Origin of the sequence: Amycolatopsis regifaucium (genome assembly GCF_001613935.1) — a bacterium.
GTDB classification, from domain to species: domain Bacteria; phylum Actinomycetota; class Actinomycetes; order Mycobacteriales; family Pseudonocardiaceae; genus Amycolatopsis; species Amycolatopsis regifaucium.
The window spans coordinates 265,487-290,336 of the sequence record NZ_LQCI01000018.1 but is presented as its reverse complement, the minus strand read 5'-3'; the positions used below and the strand labels follow the sequence as shown (position 1 = coordinate 290,336).

Annotated in this window: 23 protein-coding genes; 13 read left to right on the top strand and 10 right to left on the bottom strand. The window is 69.1% G+C overall.

Annotation, left to right across the window (positions count from 1 at the left end):
- Positions 1-29: 29 nt before the first annotated feature.
- Positions 30-1,406: a WS/DGAT/MGAT family O-acyltransferase gene (locus AVL48_RS20995; RefSeq protein ID WP_061982357.1), complete on the bottom strand. Its 1,377-nt coding sequence runs from the start codon at positions 1,404-1,406 to the stop codon at positions 30-32.
- Positions 1,407-1,501: 95 nt separating this feature from the next.
- On the opposite strand from AVL48_RS20995, the gene AVL48_RS20990 reads away from it, so the two are divergent.
- The 9 genes from AVL48_RS20990 to AVL48_RS20950 all read left to right on the top strand — a co-directional run bounded on the left by AVL48_RS20990 (position 1,502) and on the right by AVL48_RS20950 (position 12,710).
- Positions 1,502-2,515, top strand: a complete 1,014-nt coding sequence (locus AVL48_RS20990) for a glutathione S-transferase family protein (RefSeq protein ID WP_061982356.1) — start codon at positions 1,502-1,504, stop codon at positions 2,513-2,515.
- Positions 2,499-3,656, top strand: a complete 1,158-nt coding sequence (locus AVL48_RS20985) for an NAD(P)/FAD-dependent oxidoreductase (RefSeq protein ID WP_061982355.1) — start codon at positions 2,499-2,501, stop codon at positions 3,654-3,656. The genes AVL48_RS20990 and AVL48_RS20985 overlap by 17 nt, the downstream gene beginning before the upstream one ends.
- A complete protein-coding gene (locus AVL48_RS20980; RefSeq protein ID WP_061982354.1) occupies positions 3,649-4,275 on the top strand; it encodes a pyridoxamine 5'-phosphate oxidase family protein in 627 nt (208 codons plus the stop codon). The genes AVL48_RS20985 and AVL48_RS20980 overlap by 8 nt, the downstream gene beginning before the upstream one ends.
- A 184-nt stretch (positions 4,276-4,459) precedes the next feature.
- Entirely contained in the window at positions 4,460-6,091 is a 1,632-nt protein-coding gene (locus tag AVL48_RS20975) for a thiamine pyrophosphate-binding protein (RefSeq protein WP_061982353.1), read from the top strand.
- Positions 6,088-8,148: a hydantoinase/oxoprolinase family protein gene (locus AVL48_RS20970; protein WP_061982352.1), complete on the top strand. Its 2,061-nt coding sequence runs from the start codon at positions 6,088-6,090 to the stop codon at positions 8,146-8,148. Before AVL48_RS20975 ends, AVL48_RS20970 begins: the two co-directional genes overlap by 4 nt.
- Positions 8,145-9,857 carry a hydantoinase B/oxoprolinase family protein gene (locus AVL48_RS20965; RefSeq protein WP_061982351.1) on the top strand — a complete coding sequence of 571 codons (1,713 nt, stop codon included), beginning with the start codon at positions 8,145-8,147 and terminating at the stop codon, positions 9,855-9,857. Before AVL48_RS20970 ends, AVL48_RS20965 begins: the two co-directional genes overlap by 4 nt.
- Positions 9,858-9,859: 2 nt before the next feature.
- A complete protein-coding gene (locus tag AVL48_RS20960) occupies positions 9,860-10,645 on the top strand; it encodes an SDR family NAD(P)-dependent oxidoreductase (protein ID WP_061982350.1) in 786 nt (261 codons plus the stop codon).
- A gap of 4 nt (positions 10,646-10,649) precedes the next feature.
- Entirely contained in the window at positions 10,650-11,339 is a 690-nt protein-coding gene (locus AVL48_RS20955; protein ID WP_061982349.1) for a GntR family transcriptional regulator, read from the top strand.
- Between the two features lie 99 nt (positions 11,340-11,438).
- Complete coding sequence (locus AVL48_RS20950) at positions 11,439-12,710, top strand: aminotransferase family protein (protein ID WP_061982348.1); 1,272 nt, start codon at positions 11,439-11,441, stop codon at positions 12,708-12,710.
- 149 nt (positions 12,711-12,859) lie between these two features.
- Here AVL48_RS20950 and AVL48_RS20945 read toward each other — a convergent pair whose 3' ends face one another.
- From AVL48_RS20945 to AVL48_RS20935, 3 genes are all read right to left on the bottom strand, one after another.
- Positions 12,860-13,054 carry a hypothetical protein gene (locus AVL48_RS20945; protein WP_061982347.1) on the bottom strand — a complete coding sequence of 65 codons (195 nt, stop codon included), beginning with the start codon at positions 13,052-13,054 and terminating at the stop codon, positions 12,860-12,862.
- A gap of 174 nt (positions 13,055-13,228) precedes the next feature.
- The gene (locus tag AVL48_RS20940; protein WP_061982346.1) at positions 13,229-13,723 is read right to left on the bottom strand and encodes a GNAT family N-acetyltransferase; all 495 of its coding nucleotides are present in this window, start codon (positions 13,721-13,723) and stop codon (positions 13,229-13,231) included.
- 53 nt (positions 13,724-13,776) lie between these two features.
- A complete protein-coding gene (locus tag AVL48_RS20935) occupies positions 13,777-14,556 on the bottom strand; it encodes an IclR family transcriptional regulator (RefSeq protein WP_061982345.1) in 780 nt (259 codons plus the stop codon).
- A gap of 112 nt (positions 14,557-14,668) precedes the next feature.
- Here AVL48_RS20935 and AVL48_RS20930 point away from each other — a divergent pair, with 112 nt between their 5' ends.
- Positions 14,669-15,577 (top strand): SDR family oxidoreductase, encoded by a 909-nt coding sequence (locus AVL48_RS20930; protein WP_061982344.1) that lies wholly within the window; start codon positions 14,669-14,671, stop codon positions 15,575-15,577.
- Here AVL48_RS20930 and AVL48_RS20925 read toward each other — a convergent pair.
- Entirely contained in the window at positions 15,561-17,090 is a 1,530-nt protein-coding gene (locus AVL48_RS20925; protein WP_061982343.1) for a PH domain-containing protein, read from the bottom strand. The two genes, AVL48_RS20930 and AVL48_RS20925, sit on opposite strands and share 17 nt — an antisense overlap.
- Positions 17,087-17,641 carry a PH domain-containing protein gene (locus AVL48_RS20920; RefSeq protein ID WP_061982342.1) on the bottom strand — a complete coding sequence of 185 codons (555 nt, stop codon included), beginning with the start codon at positions 17,639-17,641 and terminating at the stop codon, positions 17,087-17,089. Before AVL48_RS20920 ends, AVL48_RS20925 begins: the two co-directional genes overlap by 4 nt.
- Before the next feature lie 105 nt (positions 17,642-17,746).
- Here AVL48_RS20920 and AVL48_RS20915 point away from each other — a divergent pair, with 105 nt between their 5' ends.
- Positions 17,747-18,670: a proteasome assembly chaperone family protein gene (locus tag AVL48_RS20915; RefSeq protein ID WP_061982341.1), complete on the top strand. Its 924-nt coding sequence runs from the start codon at positions 17,747-17,749 to the stop codon at positions 18,668-18,670.
- A gap of 9 nt (positions 18,671-18,679) precedes the next feature.
- On the opposite strand, the gene AVL48_RS20910 is transcribed toward AVL48_RS20915, so the two are convergent.
- Positions 18,680-19,333, bottom strand: coding sequence for an NAD(P)-dependent oxidoreductase (locus tag AVL48_RS20910; RefSeq protein WP_082857714.1), 654 nt, complete (start codon positions 19,331-19,333; stop codon positions 18,680-18,682).
- Positions 19,334-19,737: 404 nt separating this feature from the next.
- Between AVL48_RS20910 and AVL48_RS20905 the strand changes: the two genes are divergently transcribed.
- Positions 19,738-20,595, top strand: coding sequence for a DUF11 domain-containing protein (locus tag AVL48_RS20905; protein WP_082857709.1), 858 nt, complete (start codon positions 19,738-19,740; stop codon positions 20,593-20,595).
- 348 nt (positions 20,596-20,943) lie between these two features.
- Here the strand turns inward: AVL48_RS20905 and AVL48_RS20900 are convergent, their stop codons facing one another.
- The 3 genes from AVL48_RS20900 to AVL48_RS20890 form a co-directional block, all read right to left on the bottom strand.
- Positions 20,944-22,179, bottom strand: coding sequence for an RNA polymerase sigma factor (locus AVL48_RS20900; RefSeq protein WP_061982339.1), 1,236 nt, complete (start codon positions 22,177-22,179; stop codon positions 20,944-20,946).
- A complete protein-coding gene (locus AVL48_RS20895) occupies positions 22,179-22,583 on the bottom strand; it encodes a YciI family protein (RefSeq protein WP_061982338.1) in 405 nt (134 codons plus the stop codon). The genes AVL48_RS20900 and AVL48_RS20895 overlap by 1 nt, the downstream gene beginning before the upstream one ends.
- Before the next feature lie 118 nt (positions 22,584-22,701).
- On the bottom strand, positions 22,702-23,931 hold the full coding sequence (locus tag AVL48_RS20890; protein ID WP_061982337.1) for an MFS transporter: 1,230 nt from the start codon (positions 23,929-23,931) through the stop codon (positions 22,702-22,704).
- A gap of 133 nt (positions 23,932-24,064) precedes the next feature.
- Here AVL48_RS20890 and AVL48_RS20885 point away from each other — a divergent pair, with 133 nt between their 5' ends.
- A complete protein-coding gene (locus AVL48_RS20885) occupies positions 24,065-24,832 on the top strand; it encodes a thioesterase II family protein (protein WP_061982336.1) in 768 nt (255 codons plus the stop codon).
- Positions 24,833-24,850: the final 18 nt, after the last annotated feature.

The window sequence follows — 24,850 nt, the reverse complement described above, 5'->3', positions numbered from 1 at the left end:
TTCAGTGTCGAACTACCGCATTCAGAGGACTAAACGCGGGGTACGGCGACCGCGTGTTCCAGCTCGGCGAGCGCGGTGTCGAGATGGGTCAGGATGCGCTGCAGATGCGGGACGCTCCGGCGGCAGCCGGTGATGCCGAAGTCGAGGTCGTCCCCGTTGCTGGTCAGCGTGATGTTCAGCGCCTGCCCGTCGAGCAGTACCGACGCCGGGTAGATGCCGTCGAGTGAGGCGCCGTTCCAGTACATCTGCTTGCGCGGCCCCGGCACGTTGGAGATCACCAGGTTGAACGGCGGTTTCGTGTTGTTCACGAAACCCGGGATCGGGGACACGCCGAGCTGGGCGACGTTGAGCCCCGACAGCAGCAGCGTCTGCAGCGGCGTCAGTTCCGAGAAGAGCTTCTTCCCGTTGCGCATCGACGCGTTGATCGCCGCGAGCCGTGCGGCCGGATCGGTCAGATGGGTGGCGAGGTTGCACAGCAACGCGCCGATGTTGTTGCCCGCCGCGTCGCCACTGTCCTTACGCCGCAAGGACACCGGGACCATCGCGGTCAGCGGCGCGTCGGGAAGCGCGTTCTGTTCGATCAGGTAGTCGCGCAGCGCGCCCGAGCACATCGCGAGGACGACGTCGTTGCGCGACACCCCGGCCGCGGTGGCGATCTTGCGCACCCTGTCCAGCGACCACGACTGCGCCGCGAACCGCCGGGCACCGCCGATCGGGACGTTGAACATCGTCTTCGGCGCCTGCGACGGCAGCGTCAGGGTGTGCTCCTGGAACGCCTCGCGCGCCACCTTCACCGCGGCGGGCGCGATGCCGGCGAGCTGGTTGAACGTCTTGCCGACGGTCCGGAACATCGAGGGGGACGCCTTGCCGTTGCGGCTCCCGCCGGGTTTGGGCCGGGACCCCCACGGCGGCGGGCAGTCGAGGTCGAACGGGTCGTCCGACAGCGTGCCCTGCAGATGCCGCAGTGCCGAAACACCGTCCATCAGCGCGTGGTGGATCTTGCTGTAGATCGCGAACCGGCCGTCTTGCAGACCCTCCACCAGGTGGATCTCCCAGAGCGGGCGGTGCCGGTCGAGCAGGGTGCTGTGCCAGCGCCCGGTCAGCTCCAGCAGTTCGCGGATCCGGCCGGGCTGGGGCAGTGCCGAATGGCGGAAGTGGTAATCGAGCTCGAGATCGGTGTCGGTCGACCAGGCGAGGTGACCCGCGGTGTTGACCGGCCGGGCGGGACGGCGCCGGAACACCGGGCGCATGTTGTCGGAATCGAGCAGTTTCCGCCGGATGTCACGGAGATAGTCGTCCCCGGCGTCCTCGGGTTTCTTGAACAGTTGCAGTCCGCCGACGTGCATCGGATGTTCGCGCGTCTCCACAAGAAGGAACATCGAGTCGGTCACGGGCATCAACGGCATCGTGGGACCACCTTCCGCGCGGCGGCGTGCGGGCACGCCGGGTGCGAGAGTCTACGCACACCGCAACCACCATCTCACGCTTTAGGGTGGCTTACATGACGATCCCGACCGATCCGGAGACGGGCGAGTTCCGCCGATCCGCCAACCATTTCGACGCGCGCATCACCGCCGACGGCCGCGACGGCTGGCCGGTCGAGGCGGGAAGATACCGCTTGGTGGTGAGCCGGGCGTGCCCCTGGGCGAGCCGCGGGCTGGTCGTCCGGCGGCTCCTCGGCCTCGAATCCGCGCTGAGTGTGGCCGTCGCCGACCCGATCCAGGACGACAAGAGCTGGCGGTTCACCCTTGATCCCGGTGGCCGGGACCCGGTACTGGGCATCAAATACCTGGCTGAGGCCTATCACGCCGCCGACCCGCACTACCTGGACGGGATCAGCGTTCCGGCCATTGTGGACATTCCGAGTGGACGGCTGGTGACGAACGACTATCCGCGGATCACCTTGGATCTTTCCACCGAATGGACCAGTCTGCACCGCTCCGGCGCGCCGGAGTTGTATCCCGAGCGGCTGCGCGACGAGATCGACGCCGTCAACGCGGGCGTCTACGCCGATGTCAACGCCGCCGTCTATCAGGCCGGTTTCGCGACCAGGCAATCCGCGTACGAAGACGCGTACCATCGCCTCTTCACCATGCTGGACGTGCTTTCCGAACGACTCGAAAGGCAGCGTTACCTCGTCGGCGACACGATCACCGAAGCGGACATCCGGCTGTTCACCACGCTCGTCCGGTTCGATCCGGTCTATCACGGGCATTTCAAGTGCAACCGGAACAAACTGGCCGAAATGCCGGTGTTGTGGGCCTACGCCCGCGACCTCTTCCAAACGCCGGGCTTCGGTGACACCGTCGACTTCGACCACATCAAGCGGCACTACTACGCGGTGCACGAGCAGGTGAACCCGACGCGGATCGTCCCACTGGGACCGGAGCTGTCCGGCTGGACGACCCCGCATCACCGGGAGCAGCTGGGCGGGCGCCCGTTCGGCGACGGCACGCCGCCCGGACCGCCGCCCGAGGACGAACGGATCGAGGCCAAGGATGGAGCCACTTCCTGAACGCACCGACGTCGTCGTGATCGGCGGCGGCATCATCGGGGTCGCCTGCGCGTACCGGCTCGCCGCCGCCGGGGTCTCGGTGCTCGTGCTCGAACGCGACAGCCTGGGCGCGGGTTCCACGGCGAAGGCGGCGGGCGGGATCCGGTCGTCGTTCACGACCAGGGTCAACATCGAGATCGGGCTACGCGGCTTGGCCGAGTACGCCTCCTTCGCCGAGACGTACGGGACCGAGATCGACTTCCGCCGCGACGGTTACCTGTACCTGATCACCGATCCCGCGGACCTGCCCGGATTCGAGCGCTGTGTCGGCCTGCAGAATTCCTACGGCGTCCGCAGCAGGCTCGTCGAACCGGCCGAAGCGCGGCGGTTCTCCCCGCTGATCGACACCGAAGGCGTGGTCGCGGCGCTGTGGTCGCCTGAGGACGCGAAGGCCACGCCAGACTCCGCGGTCCAGGGGTACGCGCGGGCGGCCCGCGGCCACGGTGCCGTACTCAGGACCGGCGTGGAGGTGGTCGGGATCGAACGCGACGGCGACGAGATCACCGGGGTCCGGACCAGTGACGGTCTCGTGCGGACGAACGCCGTGGTCTGCGCGGCGGGCGCCTGGTCGGGGCGGGTGGGCGAGTTCGCCGGCGTCGAGCTTCCGGTCCGGCCGTTCCGGCGGCAGGTCGTGTTCACCGGACCGGTCATGGACCTGCCCGAGTCCGTACCGCTGACCATCGAGATGCCGTCGGCGTTCTACTTCCACCGCGAGGGCCTCGGCCTGGCGATGTCCTTCTGCGACGGTGACGGCGACCCCGGCTTCGACACCCGGTACCAGCCGGGTGACTGGCTGCCGAAGCTCGCCGAGATCGCCGCGCGCCGGGTGCCCGGCGTCGTCGACGCGGGGATCCGCAGCGGCTGGGCGGGCCTGTACGAAGTCACGCCTGACCGCAACCAGATCGTGGGTGAAAGCGTCCAGGTGTCGCGGTTCTTCTACGCGACGGGGTTTTCGGGGCACGGTTTCCAGATGGGCCCGGCCGTGGGGGAGCTCGTACGGGACCTCTACCTGGGGAGGGCCCCGAGTATCGACATCACCGAGCTCGACGTCCGGCGCTTCGCCGACGACCGGGCCGTGACGAGGGAGCACAACATTGTCTGAGGGAATCGTCGAGGTCACCACCGAGGCGGAGCTGCGCGAGATCCTGCCGCCGCCGCTGGAGCGGACCGCGGACAAGGCGCGGCCGAAGCTGCACGAGATGGACCGGCGATGGCTGGCGGAGTCGCCGTTCGTGCTGATCGCGACGTCGGCGGCGGACGGCACGTGCGACGTCTCGCCGAAGGGCGACCCGGCCGGGTTCACGCTGGTACTGGACGACACGCGGATCGCGATCCCGGAGCGCCCCGGCAACCGCCGCGCCGACGGCTTCCGCAACGTGCTGTCGAATCCGCACGTCGGGCTGATCTACCTCATCCCCGGCCGAGGGGACACGCTGCGGATCAACGGTCGCGCGCGGCTCGTGCGCGAGGCGCCGTTCTTCGATGACCTGATCGTGCAGGGCAATCGACCGAAGCTCGCGCTGGTCGTCGACATCGACGAGATTTTCCACCACTGTCAGAAGGCCTTCATGCGGTCGAAGCTGTGGGAGCCCGAGACGTGGACGCCGGACGCGATGCCGTCCCGTGCGGCCATCTCGAAGACGTTCGAGCGCCCGGAGGACAGTATCGCCGAGCTGGAGGCCTATTACGCTCCCGCCGCCTACTCGTCCGGTTTGTACTGACGCCGGATGTCCGCGAAGGACTCCTTCCCTACCCTCAGAGCAGGAAAGGAGTCCTTCACTACGTCGTTGGCGTGACCTCGGCGAGGCAGCGCGCGCTACGGCATGGCCCACGCGCCCGAGGTTCACTTCGTGCGGCCACCTAGATGGTTGCTGGATCGTTGAACGATCTGGCACTATCGGCGAGGTGCCTTCACCCACCGGAGCCCAGCATCTCGCCGACGCGCTGACCGCTCTGGGGACCGAAGTCGTCTTCGGTCTCCCCGGGGTGCACAACCTGCCGTTATGGGAGGCGCTGGCCGACACGGACATCCGGCTCGTCGGGGTCCGGCACGAGCAGACGGCCGGGTACGCGGCCGACGGTTACGCCCGCGCGACCGGGAAACTCGGCGTCGCGCTGGTGACCACCGGGCCCGGCGCGGCGAACACGCTCGCCGCCGTCGGCGAGGCGATGGCCTCCGCGGCGCCGATCCTGGTCATCGCGACCGACATCCCGTCCACGCTGCGGCGTCCCGGCGTGGTCCGCGGCGTCCTGCACGAGACGTCGGATCAGCAGGCGATGTTCGCGCCGGTCACGAAGGCGGGGTTCACCGTCCAGAGCGCCGACCAGGTCGCCGCCACCCTCCACCGCGCGGCCCGGCTCGCGCTTCAGCCGCAGAGCGGGCCGGTCTACGTCGGCATCCCGACCGACTTCCTGTCGCAGCGGACACCGGCCCGCCGCCCGCCGCGATCGCACGCGCGACCGCCCGAGATCCCGGATCTCACCGAAGCGGAGGCGTTGCTGGCCACCGCGGAGCGGCCGCTGATCTGGGCGGGCGGCGGCGCGTTGCGGGCCGAGGCCGGTGAGGTGATCGGCAAACTCGCCGAACGGCTGGCCGCGCCGGTGCTCACGACGTTCGGCGCTCGCGGGCTCCTGTCGGTCGATCATCCCTGTCTCGCCCCGAACCCGGTGCACGCGCCCGAGGTCGGCGCCCTGTGGGACGAGGCGGACGTCGTCCTCGCGATCGGCACCGATTTCGACGGGCTGATGACGCAGAACTGGGCGATGCCGAAGCCGAAGAAGCTCATCGCGATCAACGTCGACCCCGACGACGCGGCCAAGAACTACCAGCCGGACATCACGTTGGTCGGCGACGCCCGCGCGCTCACCGAGGCGCTGAAAGTCGAGGAACGGCCCGGTATCGCGGCCCTCGTCGGCAGGCTCGCGAAAGTCTCCGCGCGGATCCGGCGGCGGATCAAGGAAGAGGAGCCGCAGGCCGCGGATCTTCTGTCCACTTTGGACGAGGTGTTGCCGCAGGATGCCGTCGTGGTCGCGGACATGTGCGTGGCCGGATACTGGATCGGCGGGTTCCACCGCGTCCGTGCTCCACGCAAGCTCGCCTATCCGATGGGCTGGGGCACGCTCGGCTACGGTTTCCCGGCCGCGCTCGGTGCCGGGGTGGCGGGTGCCGGGCGCGCCATCTGTGTCAGCGGGGACGGCGGTTTCCTGTTCGCCTGTGGTGATCTCGCCACGCTGGCGCAGGAACAGTTGCCGGTCACCGTGATCATCGTCGACGACGGTGGCTACGGGATGCTCCGCTACGACCAGGACAGGGCCGGGCTGCCGCGACGCGGCGTCGACTGGGACAGCCCCGATTTCGTCGGTCTCGCCCGGTCGTTCGGGGTCCACGCGGACCGCGTCTCCGGGTTCGGGCGCGCGTTCCGGCGGCTGCTCGGTGAGTTCGTCGAGTCCGACGAGCCGAACGTGCTGGTCGTCCGGGCGAAGATGGCGCCGCCGCTCAACACGTCTCCTCGCTGGTATCGCAAGGAATCTTCGTGACCGGGCTCCGTGTCGGCGTGGACATCGGCGGGACGTTCACCGATCTCTGCGTGCTCGACGAGTCCGGTGTCATCGCCGTCGGCAAGGTGCTGACGACGCACGACGAACCCGCCCGTGCGGTCGAAGAGGGACTGAAGAAGACACTCGCCGACGCCGGGCTGGACGCGGTCGGCGTCGAACAGCTCGTGCACGGCACCACACTCGTCACGAACGCGCTGATCGAACGCAAGGGATCGCGTACCGCGCTGCTGGCGACCGCCGGTTTCCGTGACGTGCTGGAGATGCGGCGCGAACATCGGTACGAGCTGTACGACCTGCTCATCGAACTCCCCGCCCCGCTGGTCCCGCGACACCTGCGGTTCGACGTCCCCGAGCGGATCCTCGCCGACGGAACCGTCCACACTGGACTCGATGAGGAGCGTGTCGCCCGCCTCGGCCGCGAACTCGACGCCCGCGGGATCGACGCGGTGGCGATCTGCTTCCTGCACGCCTTCACCAACCCCGCGCACGAACGACGCGCGGCCGAGGTGCTCCACGACGTCGCACCGCGATTGCGGATCGCGCTGTCCAGCGAGGTCGTCCCGGAGATCCGCGAGTTCGAACGCGCGTCCACCACGGTCGCGAACGTCTACGTCCAGGATCTCACCGAGCGCTATCTTCGCGACCTGGAACGGCGTCTGCACGACGCGGGGGTGCGGCCGTCACCGCACATCATGCTGTCCAACGGCGGGATCGCGACCGTCGACACCGCCGCGCGCTACCCGATCCGCATCCTGGAATCCGGTCCCGCCGGCGGTGCGCTCGCCGCGTCCGCCATCGGTGCGGCGGCCGGTGTCGAGGATCTGCTGGCCTTCGACATGGGTGGCACGACGGCGAAGTTGTGCCTGATCTCCGGCGGCGCGCCGCTGGTGACGCACGAGTTCGAAGTGGACCGGAAGTACCGGTTGCTGCCGGGTTCCGGGCTGCCGGTCAAGGTCCCGGTCACCGACATGATCGAGATCGGTGTCGGCGGCGGCTCGATCGCCCGGATCGACGCGCTCGGCCTGCTCACTGTCGGCCCGGATTCGGCAGGCTCCGAACCCGGCCCGGTCTGCTACGGGCGAGGCGGCACAAAGCCCACCGTGACCGACGCCGACCTCGTGCTCGGCTACCTGGATCCCGCGTATTTCCTCGGCGGCGGGATGACTCTGGACGCCGAGGCCGCGCGCGAAGCCATCCGGTCGAAGATCGCCGGACCGCTCGGCGTCAGCGTCGAAGAAGCCGCCTGGGGTATTCACGCCAGCGTCAACGAGGACATGGCGAACGCGGCTCGCGTGCACGCCGTCGAACGAGGCAAGGATCCGGCGAAACTGCCGATGTTCACGTTCGGTGGTGCCGGACCGGTGCACGGCGTCGGCGTGGCGCGAGCGCTCGGTGCGCCGGAAGTCGTCGCGCCACCGGCGGCCGGAGTGCTGAGCGCGGCGGGTTTCCTCACCGCGCCACTGGCTTTCGATTTCGTACGCACGGCGCGTGCGGCGGTCCTCGATCTCTCTTGGGAACAAGTGGAAGCACTGTTCGCCGAGATGGAGGCCGAGGGCGCGGAACTGCTGGAGAAGTCCGGTGTGGACGGTGCGAAGGTGACGCATCGACGGGTCGCCGAGATGCGGTATTCCGGGCAGGGCTATGAAATCCGCGTACCGGTCGAGGACGGGGACTGGCCGGAGTCCCTGATCGACGCGTTCACCGAGACCTACCGGAAGCTGTATCGGCGGACCGGCCCGGACGTCGCGATCGAGGTGCTCAGCTGGCGGGTCGTCTCCACCGGCCCGGCACCCGAAGTCACCTTGAAACTCGCGGGCACGGTGGCCGAAGGCAATGCGCGCAAAGGCAGTCGTCCGGCATACTTTCCCACCAACGGCGGCTTTGTCGACACGGCGGTGTTCGACCGGTACCGGCTCAAGCCCGGTGACAGCGTGGAGGGGCCGGCCATCGTCGAAGAGCGAGAGTCCACTGTGGTCGTTCCGCCCGGTGCTCGATGCGTGGTGGGCGAGGACGCCAGTCTGGTGGTGACGGTATGAGCGTCGACCCGATTCTCGTGGGGGTGCTGGGAAACCGGCTGCATTCGATCCTGGCCGAACAGCAGAACGCGCTCGTCAACACGGCGTTCTCCTCGGTGGTGCGGGAGTCACTCGACCTCGCCTGCGCGGTGTTCGACTCACGCGGCGAGATGATCGGACAGTCCGTGGGCGGGACCCCCGGACACACCAACGCGATGGCGACCGGGATGCACCACTTCGTCGCCGCCTGCCCACCGGGGACGCTGGAGCCGGGCGACGTCCTGCTCACCAACGATCCATGGCAGACCGCCGGGCAGCTCAACGACATCACCGTGGCCACGCCGGTGTTCCTGCGTGGACGGCTGGTCGCCTGGTTCGCTTCCTGTTGCCACGCCCCGGATATCGGCGGGCGGCTGGTGTCGGCCGAGGCCAACGAGGTCTTCGAAGAGGGCCTGCGTCTGCCGATCATGAAATTCCTCCGCGCGGGCGAGGTCAACGCGGATCTCGAAGCGGTGATCCGGGCGAACGTGCGTACCCCGGAGGAGACCATCGGCGACCTGTACGCGCAGATCACCGGGAACGAGGTCGGCGCCGCGAGTTTGGTGCGGCTGCTGGAGGAATTCGCTCTCGATTCGCTCGACGACGTCGCCGCGGAGATCATGAACCGCTCCGAGCGGGCACTGCGCGACGCGCTGGCGAAATTGCCGGATGGGACGTATACCAGCGAACTGGTGACCGACGGCTTCGACGACGAAGAGATCGTCCTCAAGGTCACCGTGACCATCGACGGCGAAGACATCCACCTCGACTTCGGTGGATCGTCGCCACAGAGCCGTCGCGGGATCAACGTCGTCCTCAACTACACCCGGGCGTACGCCTCGTTCGCGGTCAAGGCGGCGATTTCCCCGGAAGTGCCGCACAACGCGGGTTCGTTCCGGCCGGTGCACGTCACCGCGCCGGCGGGGTCGGTGCTCAACTGCGCTCCGCCCGCTCCGGTGGCGTCCCGGCATCTGCTCGGGCATTTCCTGCCGTCCCTGCTGATCACCGCACTGCACGAAGCGTTGCCCGGTAACGCCTTGGCGCACAGCGCGGACGCGGTGTGGATGACCATCTGGCGCGGCGCCGACTCGTCGGGCGAAGAGTTCATGCTCAACGTCTTCCAGACCGGCGGCATCGGCGCACGGGCCACCAAGGACGGACTGAACACCACCGGTTTCCCGAGCGGCCTGCGGTCCACGCCGACGGAGATCATCGAGACGATGGCACCGCTGATCCAGCGTGAACGCGTGCTGCGCCCCGACTCCGGCGGCGCCGGACGGTGGCGCGGCGGCCTCGGCCAGTGCACGTCGATGGCCGCCCGCGGTGACCTCTCCTGGAGTGTCAACGGAAACGTCGACCGGGTGCTTCGACCGGCGTCCGGAGTGGACTCGGGACAGGATGGGGCCGCGGGCCGGTTCGGGCTCTCCGGTGGAGCCGACCTGCCGTCGAAGAGCCGGGTGAACTTGCGGCCGGACGACGCCGTGGACGTGATCCTGCCCGGCGGCGGTGGGTACGGCGACCCACTCGAACGGGAGCCGGAGGCCGTGCTCGCCGACGTCGTCGACGGTTACGTCTCCGTGGAAGCCGCGCGCGAACTGTACGGCGTCGAAGTCACCTATCACGGAGATCCCGAGGCGCTCGTGCGCCTTCCGGAGGACTACACAGCGGTTTCGTCGAGAGGGAGGAAATGAGCATGGGCCGGCTGGCAGGCAAGGTCGCGGTCGTCTTCGGCGGGGCGAGGGGAATCGGCCTCGCCACCGTGAAGGAGTTCGTCGCCGAAGGCGCGACCGTGTTCTCCAGCGACCTTCGCGAACTCGCCGAGCCCGTCGAAGGCGTCCGGCATTCCCTTGTGGACGCCACCGACGAGGAACAGGTCGACGAATTCGTCCGCGGCGTGCTCGCCGAGGCGGGCCGGATCGACGTGCTGTTCAACAACGTCGGCAGCCATCTCGGGAAGTCCCTGACCGACACCACGCTCGCCGAATTCGACAACATCTTCGCGGTGAACGTCCGCGCCGCGTTCCTCGGCACGCGAGCGGTGCTGCCGCGGATGATCGAGCAGAAGGCGGGCAGCATCATCACGACGTCCTCCAACGGCGGTGTGATGGGCCGCCCCGGCGACCCGGTGTACAACGCCACCAAACACGCGCTGGTCGGCATGATGAAATCGATCGCCGTCGCGCACGCGCATCAGGGGATCCGCGCGAACACGATCAACCCGGGCGCCATCGACACCGACATGCTGCGCGGAACCCTTGCCTCGCCGGAGGATTTCGAGGCGAAACAACACCAGTTGACCGCGAGTACCCCGGCCGCGCGGGTCGGCGAGGCGTGGGAGGTCGCGAAGGCCGTGGTCTTCCTGGCGAGCGACGAGTCCCGGTTCATCAACGGTGTCGCGCTCCCGATCGACGGCGCCAAGGCCGCCGGGGCCATGCCCGGCAACCGGTACAGCCTCGACTTCGAACTCGGTGTCAGGTAACGCCATGCCCACTCCTGCCGCCGAGGAGGCGCTGGCTCGCGACCGGCCCCTGCTCGAACGGAGCGGGACGGCGGAACGGGTCGCCGAGATCCTGCGCCAGCGGATCACCGAAGGTGTCTTCCCGCCGGGGTCGAGGCTTTCCGAGCCGTCGATCAGCGCCGCGCTCGGCATCTCGCGCAACACTTTGCGCGAGTCGTTCCAGCTGCTGGCCCACGAACGGCTCGCGGTGCACGAACTCAACCGCGGCGTGTTCGTGCGGGAGTTGAGCGCGCAGGACATCTCCGATCTCTACGTCATGCGACGGGTCACTGAATGCGGTGCGCTGCGCCGCGCGGCCGAACTGTCCACTGTGGATCTTTCCGGCGTCGTGGACGCGGTACGGCAAGGCCGTGCCGCGGCGGCCGAAGGTGATTGGCAGGCCGTCGGGACCGCGAGCATCGCGTTCCATCAGGCGCTCGGGGATCTGGCCGGTAGCGAGCGGATCAGCACGACGATGCGTCAGGTGCTCGCGGAGACGCGGCTGTTCTTCGTGCTGGCGGAGAACACGCGGGCGTTCTTCGAGCCTTTCCTGGATCGGCACGAGCGGATCGTGCGTGATCTGGAAAGGGGCCGGTTCGGGCCGGCCGAGACGGCGCTGGAGAAGTATCTGCGGGACGCGGAGAAGCAGCTGCTGGCCGCTTACGACCGCCGGTGACAGACCGGACAGGTTCGCGGCGCGAAGTGTGCACGATGGAGTGTTCGCGTCCCGGCCGGATCCGGGTGAGGATGGGAGCACGAACACAAGGAGGAAGACATGGTGGCGTCGGCAGCCGCGCACAATCCGCTGTGGCACCCTTTCGCGGACATGGGAGCGGTCGACGGCGACCGGCTGGTCATCACCCGCGGTGAGGGTTCCTACGTCTGGGACGACGAGGGGAAGCGGTACTTCGACGCGACCGCGTCGCTCTGGTACGCGAACTTCGGGCACGGCCGCGAGGAGATCGCCCGCGCCGTCGCGGACCAGTTGCGGACGCTCGATTCGTACAACCTGTTCGGCTACAACGCCAACGAACCAGCGCTGAAACTCGCCGAACGGGTTTCCGCGCTGGCGCCGGAACCGGGGTCGAAGGTGTTCTTCGGTTCGGGAGGCGGCGACGTCATCGACACCGCGGTCAAGATCGCCCGGTCGTCTTTCGCGCACACCGGGCGGCCGGAGAAGGTGCACGTCATCGGGCGGACGCAGGGGTACCACGGCACCCACGGTTTCGGCACGGCCGTCGGCGGTATCGCCGCCAACGCGGCGGGCTTCGGGCCACTGCCGGGTGACATCTCGCACGTGCCGTACGACAGCGCCGAAGCACTCGAAGCCGAGATCCAGCGGGTCGGTCCGGAGCGGGTCGCGGCCTTCTTCTGCGAACCGGTGATCGGCGCGGGCGGGGTCCTGCTGCCGCCGGAGGGGTACATCGAGTCGGTCGCCGGAATCTGCCGCAAGCACGGCGTGCTGTTCGTCGCGGACTGCGTGATCGCCGCTTTCGGGCGGCTGGGGACCTGGTTCGGGATCGACCGGTGGGCCGTGAAACCGGACATGATCACGACCGCCAAGGGCATCACCGGCGGGACGATCCCGCTGGGCGCGCTGATCGTCGCGCCGTGGGTGGCGGAGCCGTTCTTCACCGGCAAGCCGGGCGCGCCGGTGCTGCGGCACGGTGCGACGTATGCGGGGCATCCGGTCGCCTGCGCCGCTGGGAACGCGACGCTGGACATCTACGAGCGTGACGGGCTCATCCCACGCGGCCGGGAACTGGAGAAACCGCTGGCGGACGCGCTGTCCGGACTGGCGTCGCATCCGCTGGTGGCGGAGGTGCGGGCCGGGCTGGGTTTCCTCGCCGCGGTGGAACTGAAAAGTGACTTCCTCTCCTCCGACGCCGGTGCGCCGAACCGGCTGCAGCGGACGGCGCGGGAGGAGGGTGTCCTCGTGCGGAACCTGGCGAAGGGGATCGCGGTGTCGCCGCCGTTGATCGCGGGGGAGGCCGAACTGGACCTGCTCGCGTCGGCTCTGCCGAGGGCTTTGGACCGGCTGGTTTAGCCTCGGCCGAGACGCAATGAAGGGGCCTTTCATCGCAAATTTTGCAATGAAAGGCCCCTTCATGTCACGTCCGCCCCGGCCCGCTCAGGTCCTTGCGTGTGCAAGTACCGCAACCAGAGGACGAAACGCGGAGGCGCGATGGTACGGCCTCACCTGGAGGTCATCCGCCACACCGGCACATTGACGACCCGCCCCGACAGTTCGGGGAACTCGTGCGCGCCGACCACGGTGAACCGCCACTTGTCGACCCCGCCACCGATGATCTCGGCATAGCGCCGGGCGCCGTCCGCGTTCGCGAAGCGGACCTGCTGACCATTGGTGAGATGGGTGATTTTGACCGCCATCCGTGCCTCCTCTGCTCCGGTGCCGGCCCACGGAGCTTCCCCCTCCGGGGCCGGCGCGCACAGTAGAACACACGTTCGATGAATGCGGCCAATCGAGTCCCCCGCCCGGGGTAGCCACGGGTCGGCGCCCGGCCGCCCCTCCCGGCCGTTCGCCAGGTCGAACAAGTGGGTCCGTCATCGCCGCATGGTCACCCTCGGCCAAGCGTTCAGCCCACGGGCGATTTCCTGGGCGCGGATGGCTCGCAGCCCCTCGGTGAGGTCCTGTTCGCCGAGTGTCACGAAGCCGAGGCGGGAGTAGTACGGCGCGTTCCATGGCACCTCGGCGTACGTCGTCAGCGTCAGTCCCGCCAGGCCTTTCCGTGCCGCCCAGTCCGCGGCGTGTTCGATTAGCCGCCGTCCGAGGCCCTGCCGCGCATGGTCCGGATGGACGGACACCTGCTCGATATGGCCGTGGCCATCGACGACCTCGGCGAGGAGATACGCCACCGGACCGCCGCCGTCGTCGCAGACCCAGGCCCGGCCGTCGTTCTGGTAGGCCGCGAGATCCGCGAGCGAAGGCGGGTCGTCGTCGGCGATCGCGGCCATGCCGAGCGCGCGGAACGGTTCGCCCGCGGCCCGTTCGATGTCCTGGAGCACGGGCAGGTCTTCGACGACGGCGAGTCGGATCACGGATCGAGTTCTACCCCGCCGCCGGCATCGGGCGCGCGCGAATTACCGCCGCGTCAGAGGGAAAACGACGCGACGGCCTGATGGATCCTGCCCGCGTACGACTGGAGCGCGACGATGGCGGCGCGTTTCGCGTCGTCGCCGATCCGGGTGGCCGGGGCGGCGAGGCTCAGCACCGCGGGCCGGTGCCCGGCGCTCGGGATCGGCACCGAACACGACCAGACGCCGTCGTCCAGCTCCCCCCAGCTGACCGCGTACCGGTGGACGCCGGCGCGTTTGACCTCTTCCCGCACCCTCGGACCGCGCCGCTCAGTGATCGCTGAAAGCCGCCTCTCCCGTTCGCCTTCCGGCAACATGGCGAGCAACATCTTGCCCGACGCGCCCGCGCCGAGCGGAACGGAATGACCGGGCTGGAAGGTGAACCGCATCGCGCGTTCGCATTCGACCCGGTCCGCGCAGACCGCCGAATCGCCGAAATGCTGGAACAGCAGGACCGTCTCGCCCAGTTCGCGCGCCGCCTCTTCCATCACCGGCCGCGCCAGCCGCGCGAGGTCGTTGGCGAGCTGTGCGGCGCGGGCGAGCGGCATCACCTGGCTCGTCACGTGATAGCGCCCGGTCTTGCCCTCCTCCAGAAGCTGGAGTTCCTTCAGCAGCGCGACATAGCGGTACGTCGTCGCGACCGGGGTGCCGATCCTCGCGGCGAGTTCGGCGACGCTCGCGTCACAGCGGCGTTCGGAGAACGAAAGCAACAGTTGCAGGACCTTGCGTGAACTGCTGGCGCCGGGAGTGCGTTTCGGGGGAGTGGTGGCGTCCAGGGATCGTGCGGCAGTCGTCATCTCGACCTCTCGCCGGGGCAATCACGAAGAGTCAAGAAAGTAGCACATTGTGTGAATTGCGGACCAGGGTCTTTGGTCCATGAACAAGCGGACTTCTTGCTAGGTTCGCACCATGGAAAAACCATTGGACGGCAAGATCGCCTTGGTCGCCGGCGCGACGCGCGGGGCGGGGCGGGGAATAGCGGTCCGATTGGGGGAGGCCGGTGCGACCGTTTACGTGACCGGTCGCAGTACCGCTTCCCGGAGATCGGAAATGAACCGGCCGGAGACGATCGAGGAGACCGCGGCGCTCGTGGACGAAGCGGGCGGGCGTGGGATCGCGGTCGGGGTGGACCATTTGGCGGCGGCCGAAGTCCGTGAGCTGGTGGCCAGGATCGAGGCCGAGCAGGGCGCGCTGCACATCCTGGTCAACGACATCTACGGCGCACCCATCGAATGGAACAAAACGGTCTGGGAGTCCACTTTGGACACTGGACTGCGGACCTTGCGGCTCGCCATCGACACCCACGCCATCACCAGTCATTTCGCGCTTCCGCTCATGATCAGGGAACCGGGCGCGCTGGTCGTCGAGGTCAACGACGGGACCACCGAGTACAACTCGGCTAACTACCGGGTTTCGTTCTTCTACGACCTCGCCAAAACCGCGGTGAACCGGATGGCGTTCGCGCTCGGCCACGAAGTGGAACCGTACGGCGGTACCGCGGTGGCGGTCACGCCTGGTTGGTTGCGTTCCGAGGCGATGCTCGACGCTTATCAGGTCACCGAAGAGAATTGGCGGGACGCCACGAAGGTGCAACCGCATTTCGCCATTTCTGAAAGCCCGGCGTTCGTCGGCCGGGCGGTCGCGGCGCTGGCCGGTGACCCGGAGGTGGCCCGCTGGAACGGGAAATCGGTCTCCAGCGGCGAATTGGCGAAGGAATACGGATTCACCGACCTCGACGGCAGCCGTCCCGACTGCTGGCGCTATCTCGTCGAGGTCCAGGATCCGGGCAAGCCGGCGGACGTCACCGGCTATCGCTAGCCGTGCGCCGCAGGAACGGCGTGAGCAAGCCTGGTGCCGCCTGCTCCGCCATCGCCAGTCCGGCCGATTCGCCGACGTCGACCACCTGATAGCCGCCGCTGCCCGCCGCGATCGGGGCGGTCACGGTGATCAACCCGCCGCGGCGTTGGAAGAACGAGCGGCTGACGACGATCCCCGTGACTCCTTCACGCCGGATCGCCACCGTCGCCCGCGCCAGTGAACCGGAGCGGCTGACCAGATACCGCCCGACGATCGCGTGGCCGAGATTGCGGTAGCGGTCCCAGCCGACGAGCGCGGCGAACGGGACAAGGCCGAGCGCGACCTGCCACATCCAGTCCGGCAGGAAATCGATCCACGCCAGGCCGGCCAGCGCCGCCGCGAGGATCAGCACGCCGCCGACGGCCCGGGTGAGCCGCCGGGTCAGGGCGCGCCGCGGATGCCGGTTCAGCGGCACGGTCGCCGGGTCGAAGTTCTCCCGCAGCACCTCCGCCGCGACCTCGTGGACCCGTCCGACCGGCGCGGGCGGCAGCAGGAGACCGCCGCCCTTGTCCTCGCCCTTGCCCTCGCGCAGCCCGCCCGCGATCGCGGTGAGCCGCGCCCCGCCCGCGATCCGCAGCGGCAACGGTTCCTTCACCTCGACGCCGCGAAGACGGTCCTCTTCGATGGACACCGAACGCGTGGTGATCAGCCCGCGCCGGACGTGCAGGGTGCCCTCCGGCTCCCGGGTGAGCTTGAAGTTCCAGAACGAGAGGACGTAGCCACCCACGGACAGCAGCGAGACGACGACCAGCAGGACGACCGCCGCGATGACGACGATCAGCCAGACCGCGGTGTCGGCCAGCCCGTCCAGGAGGTTCCGCAGCGGGCCGACGTTCTCCGGGGCGATGTTCAGCTGATGCGCGAAATGCCAGACCGTGGCGAACACCGCGCCCACCACGGCCAGCCCGGACAGGGTGAACGGCGCGTACCGAAGCCATTTCCGGTCCACCTCCGCCACGACCTGCTCCGGCGGTGGCGCGGACTCGGATTCGGTGACGACTTCCTTGCGGTGCAGGAGGACCGTGCGCAGCCGGTGCGCTTCGGTCGCGCTGACGGCATCGAGCACCAGTTGGTCACCGCCCGCGCCCTGACCGGGCGAATGCCGCCCGGTGCCGATCCGTACGGCACTGAGGGAGAACAGGCGGTGCTTCGGTTCCGAGGTGACGTCCACCGTGCGCACGCGGTCCAGCGGGATCGCGCGATGTTTGCGCAGCAGCAGGCCCGTCGTCCATTCCACCTGGCCGTCGGCCACGCGATACCGCGACGTGAGGACGTGCGAGATCCCGACCAGCACGGTCACCGCGGTGATGCCGAGGCCGATCCACTCCCAGCCGTTGCCCCGGCCGAGCAGCACCGTCCCGATCAGCACCGGCAGCGATTTGACGACGTCGAGCACCGGCCGGATCAACAGCATCCGGCGGTCGAGACGATGCCACTGCTCCAGCTCGGCTTCCGGGGCCACGTCGACGGTCATGTCGCGTCACCAGGGGTGGCTTGAGTGGTCTTCGTGAGCTCGGCGGCCAACGCCAGCGCTTCGGTGTGGTCGAGACCGGCGATCTTCACCGGACCCGCGGCCGACGCCGTGGTCACGGTGATCTTCGCCAGCCGGAACAGCTGCTCGACCGGGTCGCGTTCGATGTCGACGGTCTGGATCCGCGAGATCGGCGCGATCCGCCAGTCCTGTTTGAGCCAGCCTTCCTGGGTGTACACGGCCTCGCCGGTGACCTCCCAGCGGTGGATCCGGTACCGCCACTGCGGCATGACCAGCAGATGCAGCGGGGCGAGCACGCACGAGATCGCCCAGGTCACCGTGAGCCACGTCGGCGGGTCGTCACTCGTGAGCACGAACACCGCTTGGACGCCGATGAGCACCGCCCAGCCGACCGCGGCCCACACGGTCCAGTACCCGATGGCGCGACGGCTGACCCGGTTCGCGGGCGGGCGCAGGGTGAGCCGTTCGGGCGGTGCCGTCTCCTCTGTCACCACTCCAGCCTGCACCACCGCCGTGTGGTCCGCCCACGACAACTGTCACGCCCGGATAGGATCTCGGCCACCAACGGCGGAATGGATGCCCCCTATCGGGGCGTTGCCACCCATAGACGGTTGTAACCACGAAAGCTGGAGGATCTGGTGGCGCTGGACCCGGAAGACCTGTACGAGGTGGACTCGGACGTCCCTGACCTCGGCGGGGCCGTGCTCCTGCACTACTTCGACGGTTTCATGGACGCGGGTTCGGCCGGCAAGCTCGTCGCCGAGCACCTCCTGAACTCCTCCGAGCACCGCGTGATCGCGCGCTTCGACGTCGATCGCCTCATCGACTACCGCTCGCGGCGCCCGCTGATGACCTACGCCATCGACCGCTGGGAGGCCTACGACGCCCCCGAACTGGTCGTCCACCTGCTGCACGACGCCGACGGAGTGCCGTTCCTGCTGCTCACCGGCCCGGAACCGGACCACGACTGGGAGCGGTTCTGCGCGGCGGTGCGCGGGCTGGTGGAGCGCTGGGACGTCCGGCTCACCACCGGTTTCCACGGCATCCCGATGGGCGCGCCGCACACCCGCCCGCTCGGGGTGACCGCGCACGCGACCCGCGACGAACTGGTCGGCGAGCACCGTCCGCTGCCCAACCGGATGCAGGTGCCGGGCAGCGTCGCCGCGTTGCTGGAGTTCCGCTTCGGCGAGTGGGGGCACGACGCCGCCGGGTTCGCCGCGCACGTGCCGCACTACCTGGCGGAGTCGACGTACCCGAGCGCGGCGCTGCACCTGCTCGAAGCGGTCGCCCGGGCGACCGGGCTGAACCTGCCGGACGAGGCCCTGCGGGAGGCCTCGCGCGAGGCGGACGCCGAGATCGACCGCCAGGTCGCCGAGTCGGAGAAGGTCGCCGACGTGGTGCGGGCGCTGGAGCGGCAGTACGACACCTTCATGGAGGCGTCCGGCAAGGAGAGCCTGCTCGCGGAGTCGGTCGAGCACATGCCGACCGCGGAGGAGCTGGGCACCCAGTTCGAACGCTTCCTCGCCGAGCAGCAGAACGGTGGCGACACGCCCGAGCGGTAGCGCGTCAGGTCAGTGGTCGATGGCGACCATCGCCCGCGAGTGTGCCGGCCGTTCGATCTCGTCGATCAGCGCGACCGCGAGATCCGCGTAGGAAAACGGCCCCGCGTCCTCCGCGCGCGGCAGCACCCGGTGGTCCCCGGTGCGGTATTCGCCCGTGCGATCGGCGTGTTCGTCGATCATCGCGGGCGGCGGCGCGATGACCACCCAGTCCAGTCCGTCGCCGGACGTACGGAGGACCTCCAGTTCCGCCGTGTGCCCGAGGGAGAACTCGCGGTGCGCGGCCGGCCAGTCCGGCTGGTCGTGGAACGCGACACCCGGGGCGATCTCCAGCGCCGATCCGACGCCGACGACGACCAGTCTCGCGACCCCCGCCCGGCCGAGGCCGTCGATCAGCGCGTGCGCGGCGGCCGGGTAGTACACCTGGGACGGGAGATCCGCGCGGTAGATGGAACTGATCGCGGCGTCGTGCCCGGCGGCGGCCTTGGCGACGTCGTCCGCGACCGTGACGTCGGCGGCGACCAGGGTGACGTTGTCCCCGGCGAGATCCGCGTGGCGGCGGGGCTCCCGGACGGCGGCGGTCACCTGGTGCCCGCGGCTCACGGCTTCGGCGACGGCACGGCGTCCTCCACGTCCGCCTGCCCCGAAGATGACGATCCTGCTCATGGTGCTCCTTTTCCGCGCCGGACCTCGAACACCGGCGGCGAACGCGATGGTAGGGGCGGACCCCTCGGTTACCGCAACGAAACCGGCTCCGGTGGCGCTGAAGTCGTCGTCGATTTCCTGCCTGTGGACGGCGATCTGTACAGCTCGGCGAAGACCGTGCTCGACCTGGCCGGTCCGCGACCGCGACCGGGCGGCATCGTGCATTTCCTAGCCGGCAGCGTCACGAATACAAGGCATGACTGGACTACGTCGTACCTACGCCGACAACCAGGTCACCTACGCCGAGCGGGTGAGACTTGCGGGCCACTTGGGGGGAGGCGGCGGTAACGAATGTCCGTTCCTGGGCGACTGATCGTTGTCCGCACCGATCGGCGCGACGCCCCCGACCGGAATAGTGAGAACCGATGAAGCTTCGAAAAGCCTCACTGCTGTCTCTGGTGGCCGCTGTGGCCGCGATCATGCTCGTTGCGCCGTCCTCCGCCCTCGCGGCCCCGCCGACCAGCGCGGTGGAGGTCTCCCCGACCACTGTCCAACGTGGACAGACATTCACCGTTTCGCAGACCGTCTACAACGCCGACGCGACGTCGACCATCGAAGGTGGCAAGGCGACGCTCTACGGCAAGGAATCCCCGCTGCCCGGAATCGTCGACCTGGTGTCCTGCCCCGGGGCGTTCGCCTGCGACATGCTCGGCGGGAGTATCCGCGGCGGGGTCGGCACCGTGACGCCCGGTCAGAGCAAGACCGTGCTGTTCACCTTCCGGGTCAAGGAGGACGCGCCGCTGGGCGGCGTCACCCTGCAGCACCAGTTCGTCGGTGACAACTACAGTTTCGAGATCCTCGACGGTCCCGTGCTGACCATCACCGACGTCCCGAGCACCGCGAACCTCGGGGTCACGCTGACCGCGTCCCCGCGCGGAATACTGACATCGTCGGTCGAGTTCACGGTCAAGGTCACGAACGCGGGCCCGGCGACGGCGTCCGGGATCCGGGTGGCTTCGACCCTCGGCAACGGGTTGCGCTTCACCGGCTCGTCCACCTGCTCGAACCCGGGTGGCACGAAGGTCGTCAATTGCGACTTCTCTTCGCTCGCGGTCGGAGCCGGTGCTACGGCGAAGTTCACGGTGGCGGCCGGGCTGCTGACCCTCGGGCCGGTCAAGACGACCGCGAAGATCGTGCAGAGTTCCGTCACCGACCCGAACACGGCCGACAACACCGCGTCGGCGACCTGCACCGCGGTCACCGGGCTTCTGCTCAGCTGCTAGACCGGTCGTGAGTGGCGATTCGGGTCACCTGCGGTCTTGCTCGCGTGCAGTACATGATGGCCCCCTTCCTTGCGCTAGGCGCAGTGAAGGGGGCCTTCATGTACTGGGGAAGGTGTGGAGGTCGAGTTTCCCGCCCCGCCGTGGTGACTGGTGGTGCTGCTGAGGCCGGCATTGGCTTTCGCGGGCCTGCCCGAGCGTGGTGGTTCCGCGCGCATCATCGCCTGGTCTCACACCTTGATCAACGGAAGATCCGGGACACTCAACGTCCCGAATCCTCCGTTGATCAAGCTCGTGCCGATCACGCACTACCCTCAAGGAGGCTTCACGGCCAGGCGGCCGAATCGCCACTCACGACTCGCGCAGTCGGGCGGCGCGGCCGTGGAGGTACCGCTGGTGCGGCAGGCCGGTCGCCCGTCGCGCGGCCTCCACATAGGACTCGACGGCCTCGGCGCCCTCACCGGCCATTTCCAGCAGATGCGCTCTCGCGGCGTGGAACCGGTGGTCGCCGGAGATCCGGTCGTCGAGCTTTTCCAGCGCGGCCAGCCCTTCTCGCGCACCTCGGGCCATCCCGACGGCGACGGCGTGGTTCAACGACACCACGGGATTGTCGGACAGCCGCAGCAGAAGCTCGTACAGGGCCTCGATCTGCGGCCAATCAGTCTCCTCGGCACGCGGTGCCTCGTCGTGCAGCGCGGCGATCGCCGCCTGGATCTGGAACTGCCCGGTCGGCCCGTGCGGCAGCGCTTCTGACAACAGCGCGACCCCCTCGGCGATGTACTCGCTGTTCCAGCGGCTTCGGTCCTGTTCGGACATCGGGACCGGCGTTCCGTCCGGAGCCGTCCTCGCCGGACGGCGGGCGTCGGTGAGCAGCATCAGCGCGAGCAGTCCGGTGACCTCGCTGTCGTCGGGCAAGAGCCGGTGGACGATCCTGGCCAGCCTGATGGCTTCGGCGGAAAGCTCGCTTCGCACCAGGTCCGGGCCCGATGTGCTGGCATAGCCCTCATTGAAGATGAGGTACAGCACGTGGAGCACCGCGTCGAGCCGCGCCGCGCGGTCGGCCTCCGGCGGCATGCCGAACGGGACACCGCTGGTCTTGATGCCGGTCTTCGCACGGCTGATCCGCCGGGTCATCGTCGACTCCGGGACCAGGAACGCCCGCGCGATCTCCGCCGTGGTGAGGCCTCCGACCGCCCGCAGGGTCAGCGCGATCTGCGACGCCGGGGACAGCGACGGGTGGCAGCACAGGAACAGCAGGATGAGCGTGTCGTCGCTGTCGGCCGCCAGTCGGTCCGCGGCGGGGGCGAGATGTTCTTCCGGTAACGTCCACTGGACGACGGTGTCTTCGCGACGGCGCCGCGCCTGCTCGGCGCGGAGGAGATCCGTCAGCCGTCGCGAGGCGACGGTGATGAGCCATGCCCGCGGATTGTCCGGCAGCCCTTCGCCCGGCCATTGCGCCGCGGCCGCGAGCAGCGCTTCCTGCGTCGCGTCCTCTGCCAGGTCGAAGTGCCCGTAGCGGCGGACGAGGGCGCCGAGGACCTGCGGCGACAGCTCACGCAGCAGGCCCTCGAGGCCACTGTCCGGCACTAGAGCTCCAGTTCTTCGAAGCTGTCGGCGCACGGCCGGATGTCGACGTACCAGTCGCGGCCGAGGTCGGTGCCTTCCGGATACGGGGTTTTCGCCAGCTTGGCCGCGATCTCGGTCGCGCGGTCGTAGCTCGCGCAGTCGACGGTCGTGTAGCCGACGAGGACCTCCTGCGTCTCGGCATACGGTCCGTCGGTCACCACGGGCGCGCCGTCGCGCAGGGAGATCCGGCGGGCGTGCGCCGGCTGGGAGAGGCCCTGCGCGTCGACGAACTCGCCGGACTCGACCAGGTCGTTGTTCCAGTTGCCCATGAACTCGTGCAGGGCCGTGATGTCGTCGGCGCTCCAGCTGCCGCTGATGCTGTTCAGGTCCTTCTGCGACCCCATCATCATGATCATGTACTTCATGGCTTGCTCCTCTCGGCGGACACCGCCTCGGTGCCCTTCTGCCGGAGACGTCGGAGCCGCCGGACCGGACCGGACATCGGTCCGCGACTTTTCCGGGAGCATTCTCCCTCAGCCACGGTCAGCCGGCCGGGGCCGCTTCCGCCACCTCGGTCGCCCGCGTCGCCAACCGTCGCGCCGCCGGTGAGAACACCGCCAGCAGCAACGCACCGGCCGCGGCACCGGCGGCGGCGAAGATCGGCACCGCCGGGTCGGTCTCGTAGAGCGCGGTGCCCAGCAGCGGTCCCACGATGAACGTCGCCCCGGTCGTGGCGTTGACCAGGCCGGCGACCGAACCCTGCTGTTCCGGCCCGACCATCAGCGTCGGCGCGGCGGCGAAACCGGGCAGCGCCAGGCCGAGGCCGAGCGAGAGGACGGCGAACGCGGCGGTGATCGACCACAGCTGACCGGCGAGCGCGAGCAGGACGAACCCGGCGACGGCGATCGGCGCGCCGGCCCGCATCAGCCGGACGGCAGGCCAGGCGAGCTTCGGGACCACGGCGCCCTGCACGGCCACGAGGACCAGACCCGCCGCGAACAGCGCGACACCGACCGAGCCCGCGGTCTCCTCCGCCGCGAGACGCAGCCGGTCCGCGATGAGGAAGCCGGTGATCACCTGGACCAGCCCCAGCGACAGGTAGAGCAGGAAACCGATCGCGAAGAACGGCCAGAGCCGGGCCTCCCACGGCTTCACCCCGGCCGCGCGTGGCCCGGCGGGGCGCACGTGCGGCGTACGGCTGGCCGTCGCGAACACCCAGATCGCGAGCAACGCGGTCAGCGCCGGGGCCAGATAGAGCGGCAGGGTCAGCGAAACGACGGCGAGCGCGCCGCCCAAGGCCGGTCCGAGGACGAGCGAGATCCCTTGTACCGCGCCGACGAGGCCGACGGCCTTGGTCCGATCGGCCTCGTCGGACGTCGCCGCGCTGGCCGCGGCGAGTGCCGCGACCGGAAGCGCCGCGATCCCCGCGCCGAACAACAGGCTGCGGGTCGCCAGCATCACGGCGAGCACCGAGGACGACGACAGGACCTCCGCGAGGCCGAGTGCCGAAGCCACGGCGAAACCGGTCAGCCCGAGGGTGGCCAGCACCAGCCCGGCGAGCAGCACCTTCCGGACGCCGACGCGGTCCAGCGCCCGTCCCCAGAGCGTGCTGGCGATGGTCAGCGCGATCGCCGCCGTGGTGATGACCAGCCCCAGCTGGCTTTCCGTGAGCTCCAACCGCCGCGAGAGCGGCGCCAGGATCGGTGTGATCAGTTGCTGTGCCGAAAAAACCACCAACACCGCAAGCAGCAGTGGCGCCATGGTCTTGCGCACGGACTCCCCCTTAACTAATCGCGTCGCAGATCACTGACGCACCTCACTCATTCGACTATGAAAACCGTTATCGTTACTCTAACGTGGGATGGGGTTGAGGGGAAGCGGTCACCGCGGGTATGGGAGGAGCACGATGTCTGGGGGAGTGGACGCGAGAACGGGTGATGTCTGGCTGCACCGGTGGAGACCGCGGCCGCGGGCCGGAGCGCGGTTGGTGTGCTTCCCGCACGCCGGCGGTTCCGCCGCGTTCTTCGCGCCGTGGAGCACGAAGCTCCCGGCGGAGATCGACGTCGCCGCGGTGCGGTATCCGGGCCGTGCGGACAGGTTCGCCGAACCGCCGCTGACGTCGATGCCGGCGATGGTCACCGAGATCGCCGGCGCGCTCGAACCATTGGCCGATCGGCCCACTGTCCTTTTCGGACACAGTCTCGGCGCGATCGTCGCCTACGAGGTGGCCAGGGAACTCACCCGTCGTGACGTGCCGCCCGCGCGGCTGGTCGTCTCCGGACGCCGTGCGCCCGCCGACGAGCCCGGTGGCACGAAACATCTTTTGCCCGATGACGAGCTGGTCGGTGAACTGCTTCGCCTCGGCGGAACGGAACCCGGACTGCTGGCGAGCGAGGACGCCCGTTCGGTGTTCCTGCCCGCCATCCGCGCCGACTTCCGGCTCGCCGAGAACTACCGGCGGCTCCCCGGACGCGAGCCGTCCTGTCCGCTCACCGTGATCGTCGGCGACGAGGACACGGAGGTCGACGTCCGCCGCGCCGGACGCTGGGCCGAGCACGCCGTCGCCGGGTTCTCCGCGCATGTCCTGCCCGGCGGCCACTTCTACCTGATACCGCAGGAGAAGGCCGTGCTCGCCCTCCTGGTCGAGGCCTGCACCACTCCCGCGGCCGCCTGACCTTCGTTCTCTGACAAG

Bases quoted from the DNA above. Each gene is read 5' to 3' on its own strand.
- AVL48_RS20965 (WP_061982351.1), top strand. From the start codon at position 8,145: ATGAGCGTCGACCCGATTCTCGTGGGGGTGCTGGGAAACCGGCTGCAT.
- AVL48_RS20910 (WP_082857714.1), bottom strand. From the start codon at position 19,333: ATGAGCAGGATCGTCATCTTCGGGGCAGGCGGACGTGGAGGACGCCGT.
- AVL48_RS20955 (WP_061982349.1), top strand. From the start codon at position 10,650: ATGCCCACTCCTGCCGCCGAGGAGGCGCTGGCTCGCGACCGGCCCCTG.
- AVL48_RS20905 (WP_082857709.1), top strand. From the start codon at position 19,738: ATGAAGCTTCGAAAAGCCTCACTGCTGTCTCTGGTGGCCGCTGTGGCC.
- AVL48_RS20925 (WP_061982343.1), bottom strand. From the start codon at position 17,090: ATGACCGTCGACGTGGCCCCGGAAGCCGAGCTGGAGCAGTGGCATCGT.
- AVL48_RS20895 (WP_061982338.1), bottom strand. From the start codon at position 22,583: ATGAAGTACATGATCATGATGATGGGGTCGCAGAAGGACCTGAACAGC.
- AVL48_RS20985 (WP_061982355.1), top strand. From the start codon at position 2,499: ATGGAGCCACTTCCTGAACGCACCGACGTCGTCGTGATCGGCGGCGGC.
- AVL48_RS20885 (WP_061982336.1), top strand. From the start codon at position 24,065: ATGTCTGGGGGAGTGGACGCGAGAACGGGTGATGTCTGGCTGCACCGG.
- AVL48_RS20945 (WP_061982347.1), bottom strand. From the start codon at position 13,054: ATGGCGGTCAAAATCACCCATCTCACCAATGGTCAGCAGGTCCGCTTC.
- AVL48_RS20950 (WP_061982348.1), top strand. From the start codon at position 11,439: ATGGTGGCGTCGGCAGCCGCGCACAATCCGCTGTGGCACCCTTTCGCG.
- AVL48_RS20930 (WP_061982344.1), top strand. From the start codon at position 14,669: ATGGAAAAACCATTGGACGGCAAGATCGCCTTGGTCGCCGGCGCGACG.
- AVL48_RS20935 (WP_061982345.1), bottom strand. From the start codon at position 14,556: ATGACGACTGCCGCACGATCCCTGGACGCCACCACTCCCCCGAAACGC.
- AVL48_RS20995 (WP_061982357.1), bottom strand. From the start codon at position 1,406: ATGCCGTTGATGCCCGTGACCGACTCGATGTTCCTTCTTGTGGAGACG.
- AVL48_RS20990 (WP_061982356.1), top strand. From the start codon at position 1,502: ATGACGATCCCGACCGATCCGGAGACGGGCGAGTTCCGCCGATCCGCC.
- AVL48_RS20960 (WP_061982350.1), top strand. From the start codon at position 9,860: ATGGGCCGGCTGGCAGGCAAGGTCGCGGTCGTCTTCGGCGGGGCGAGG.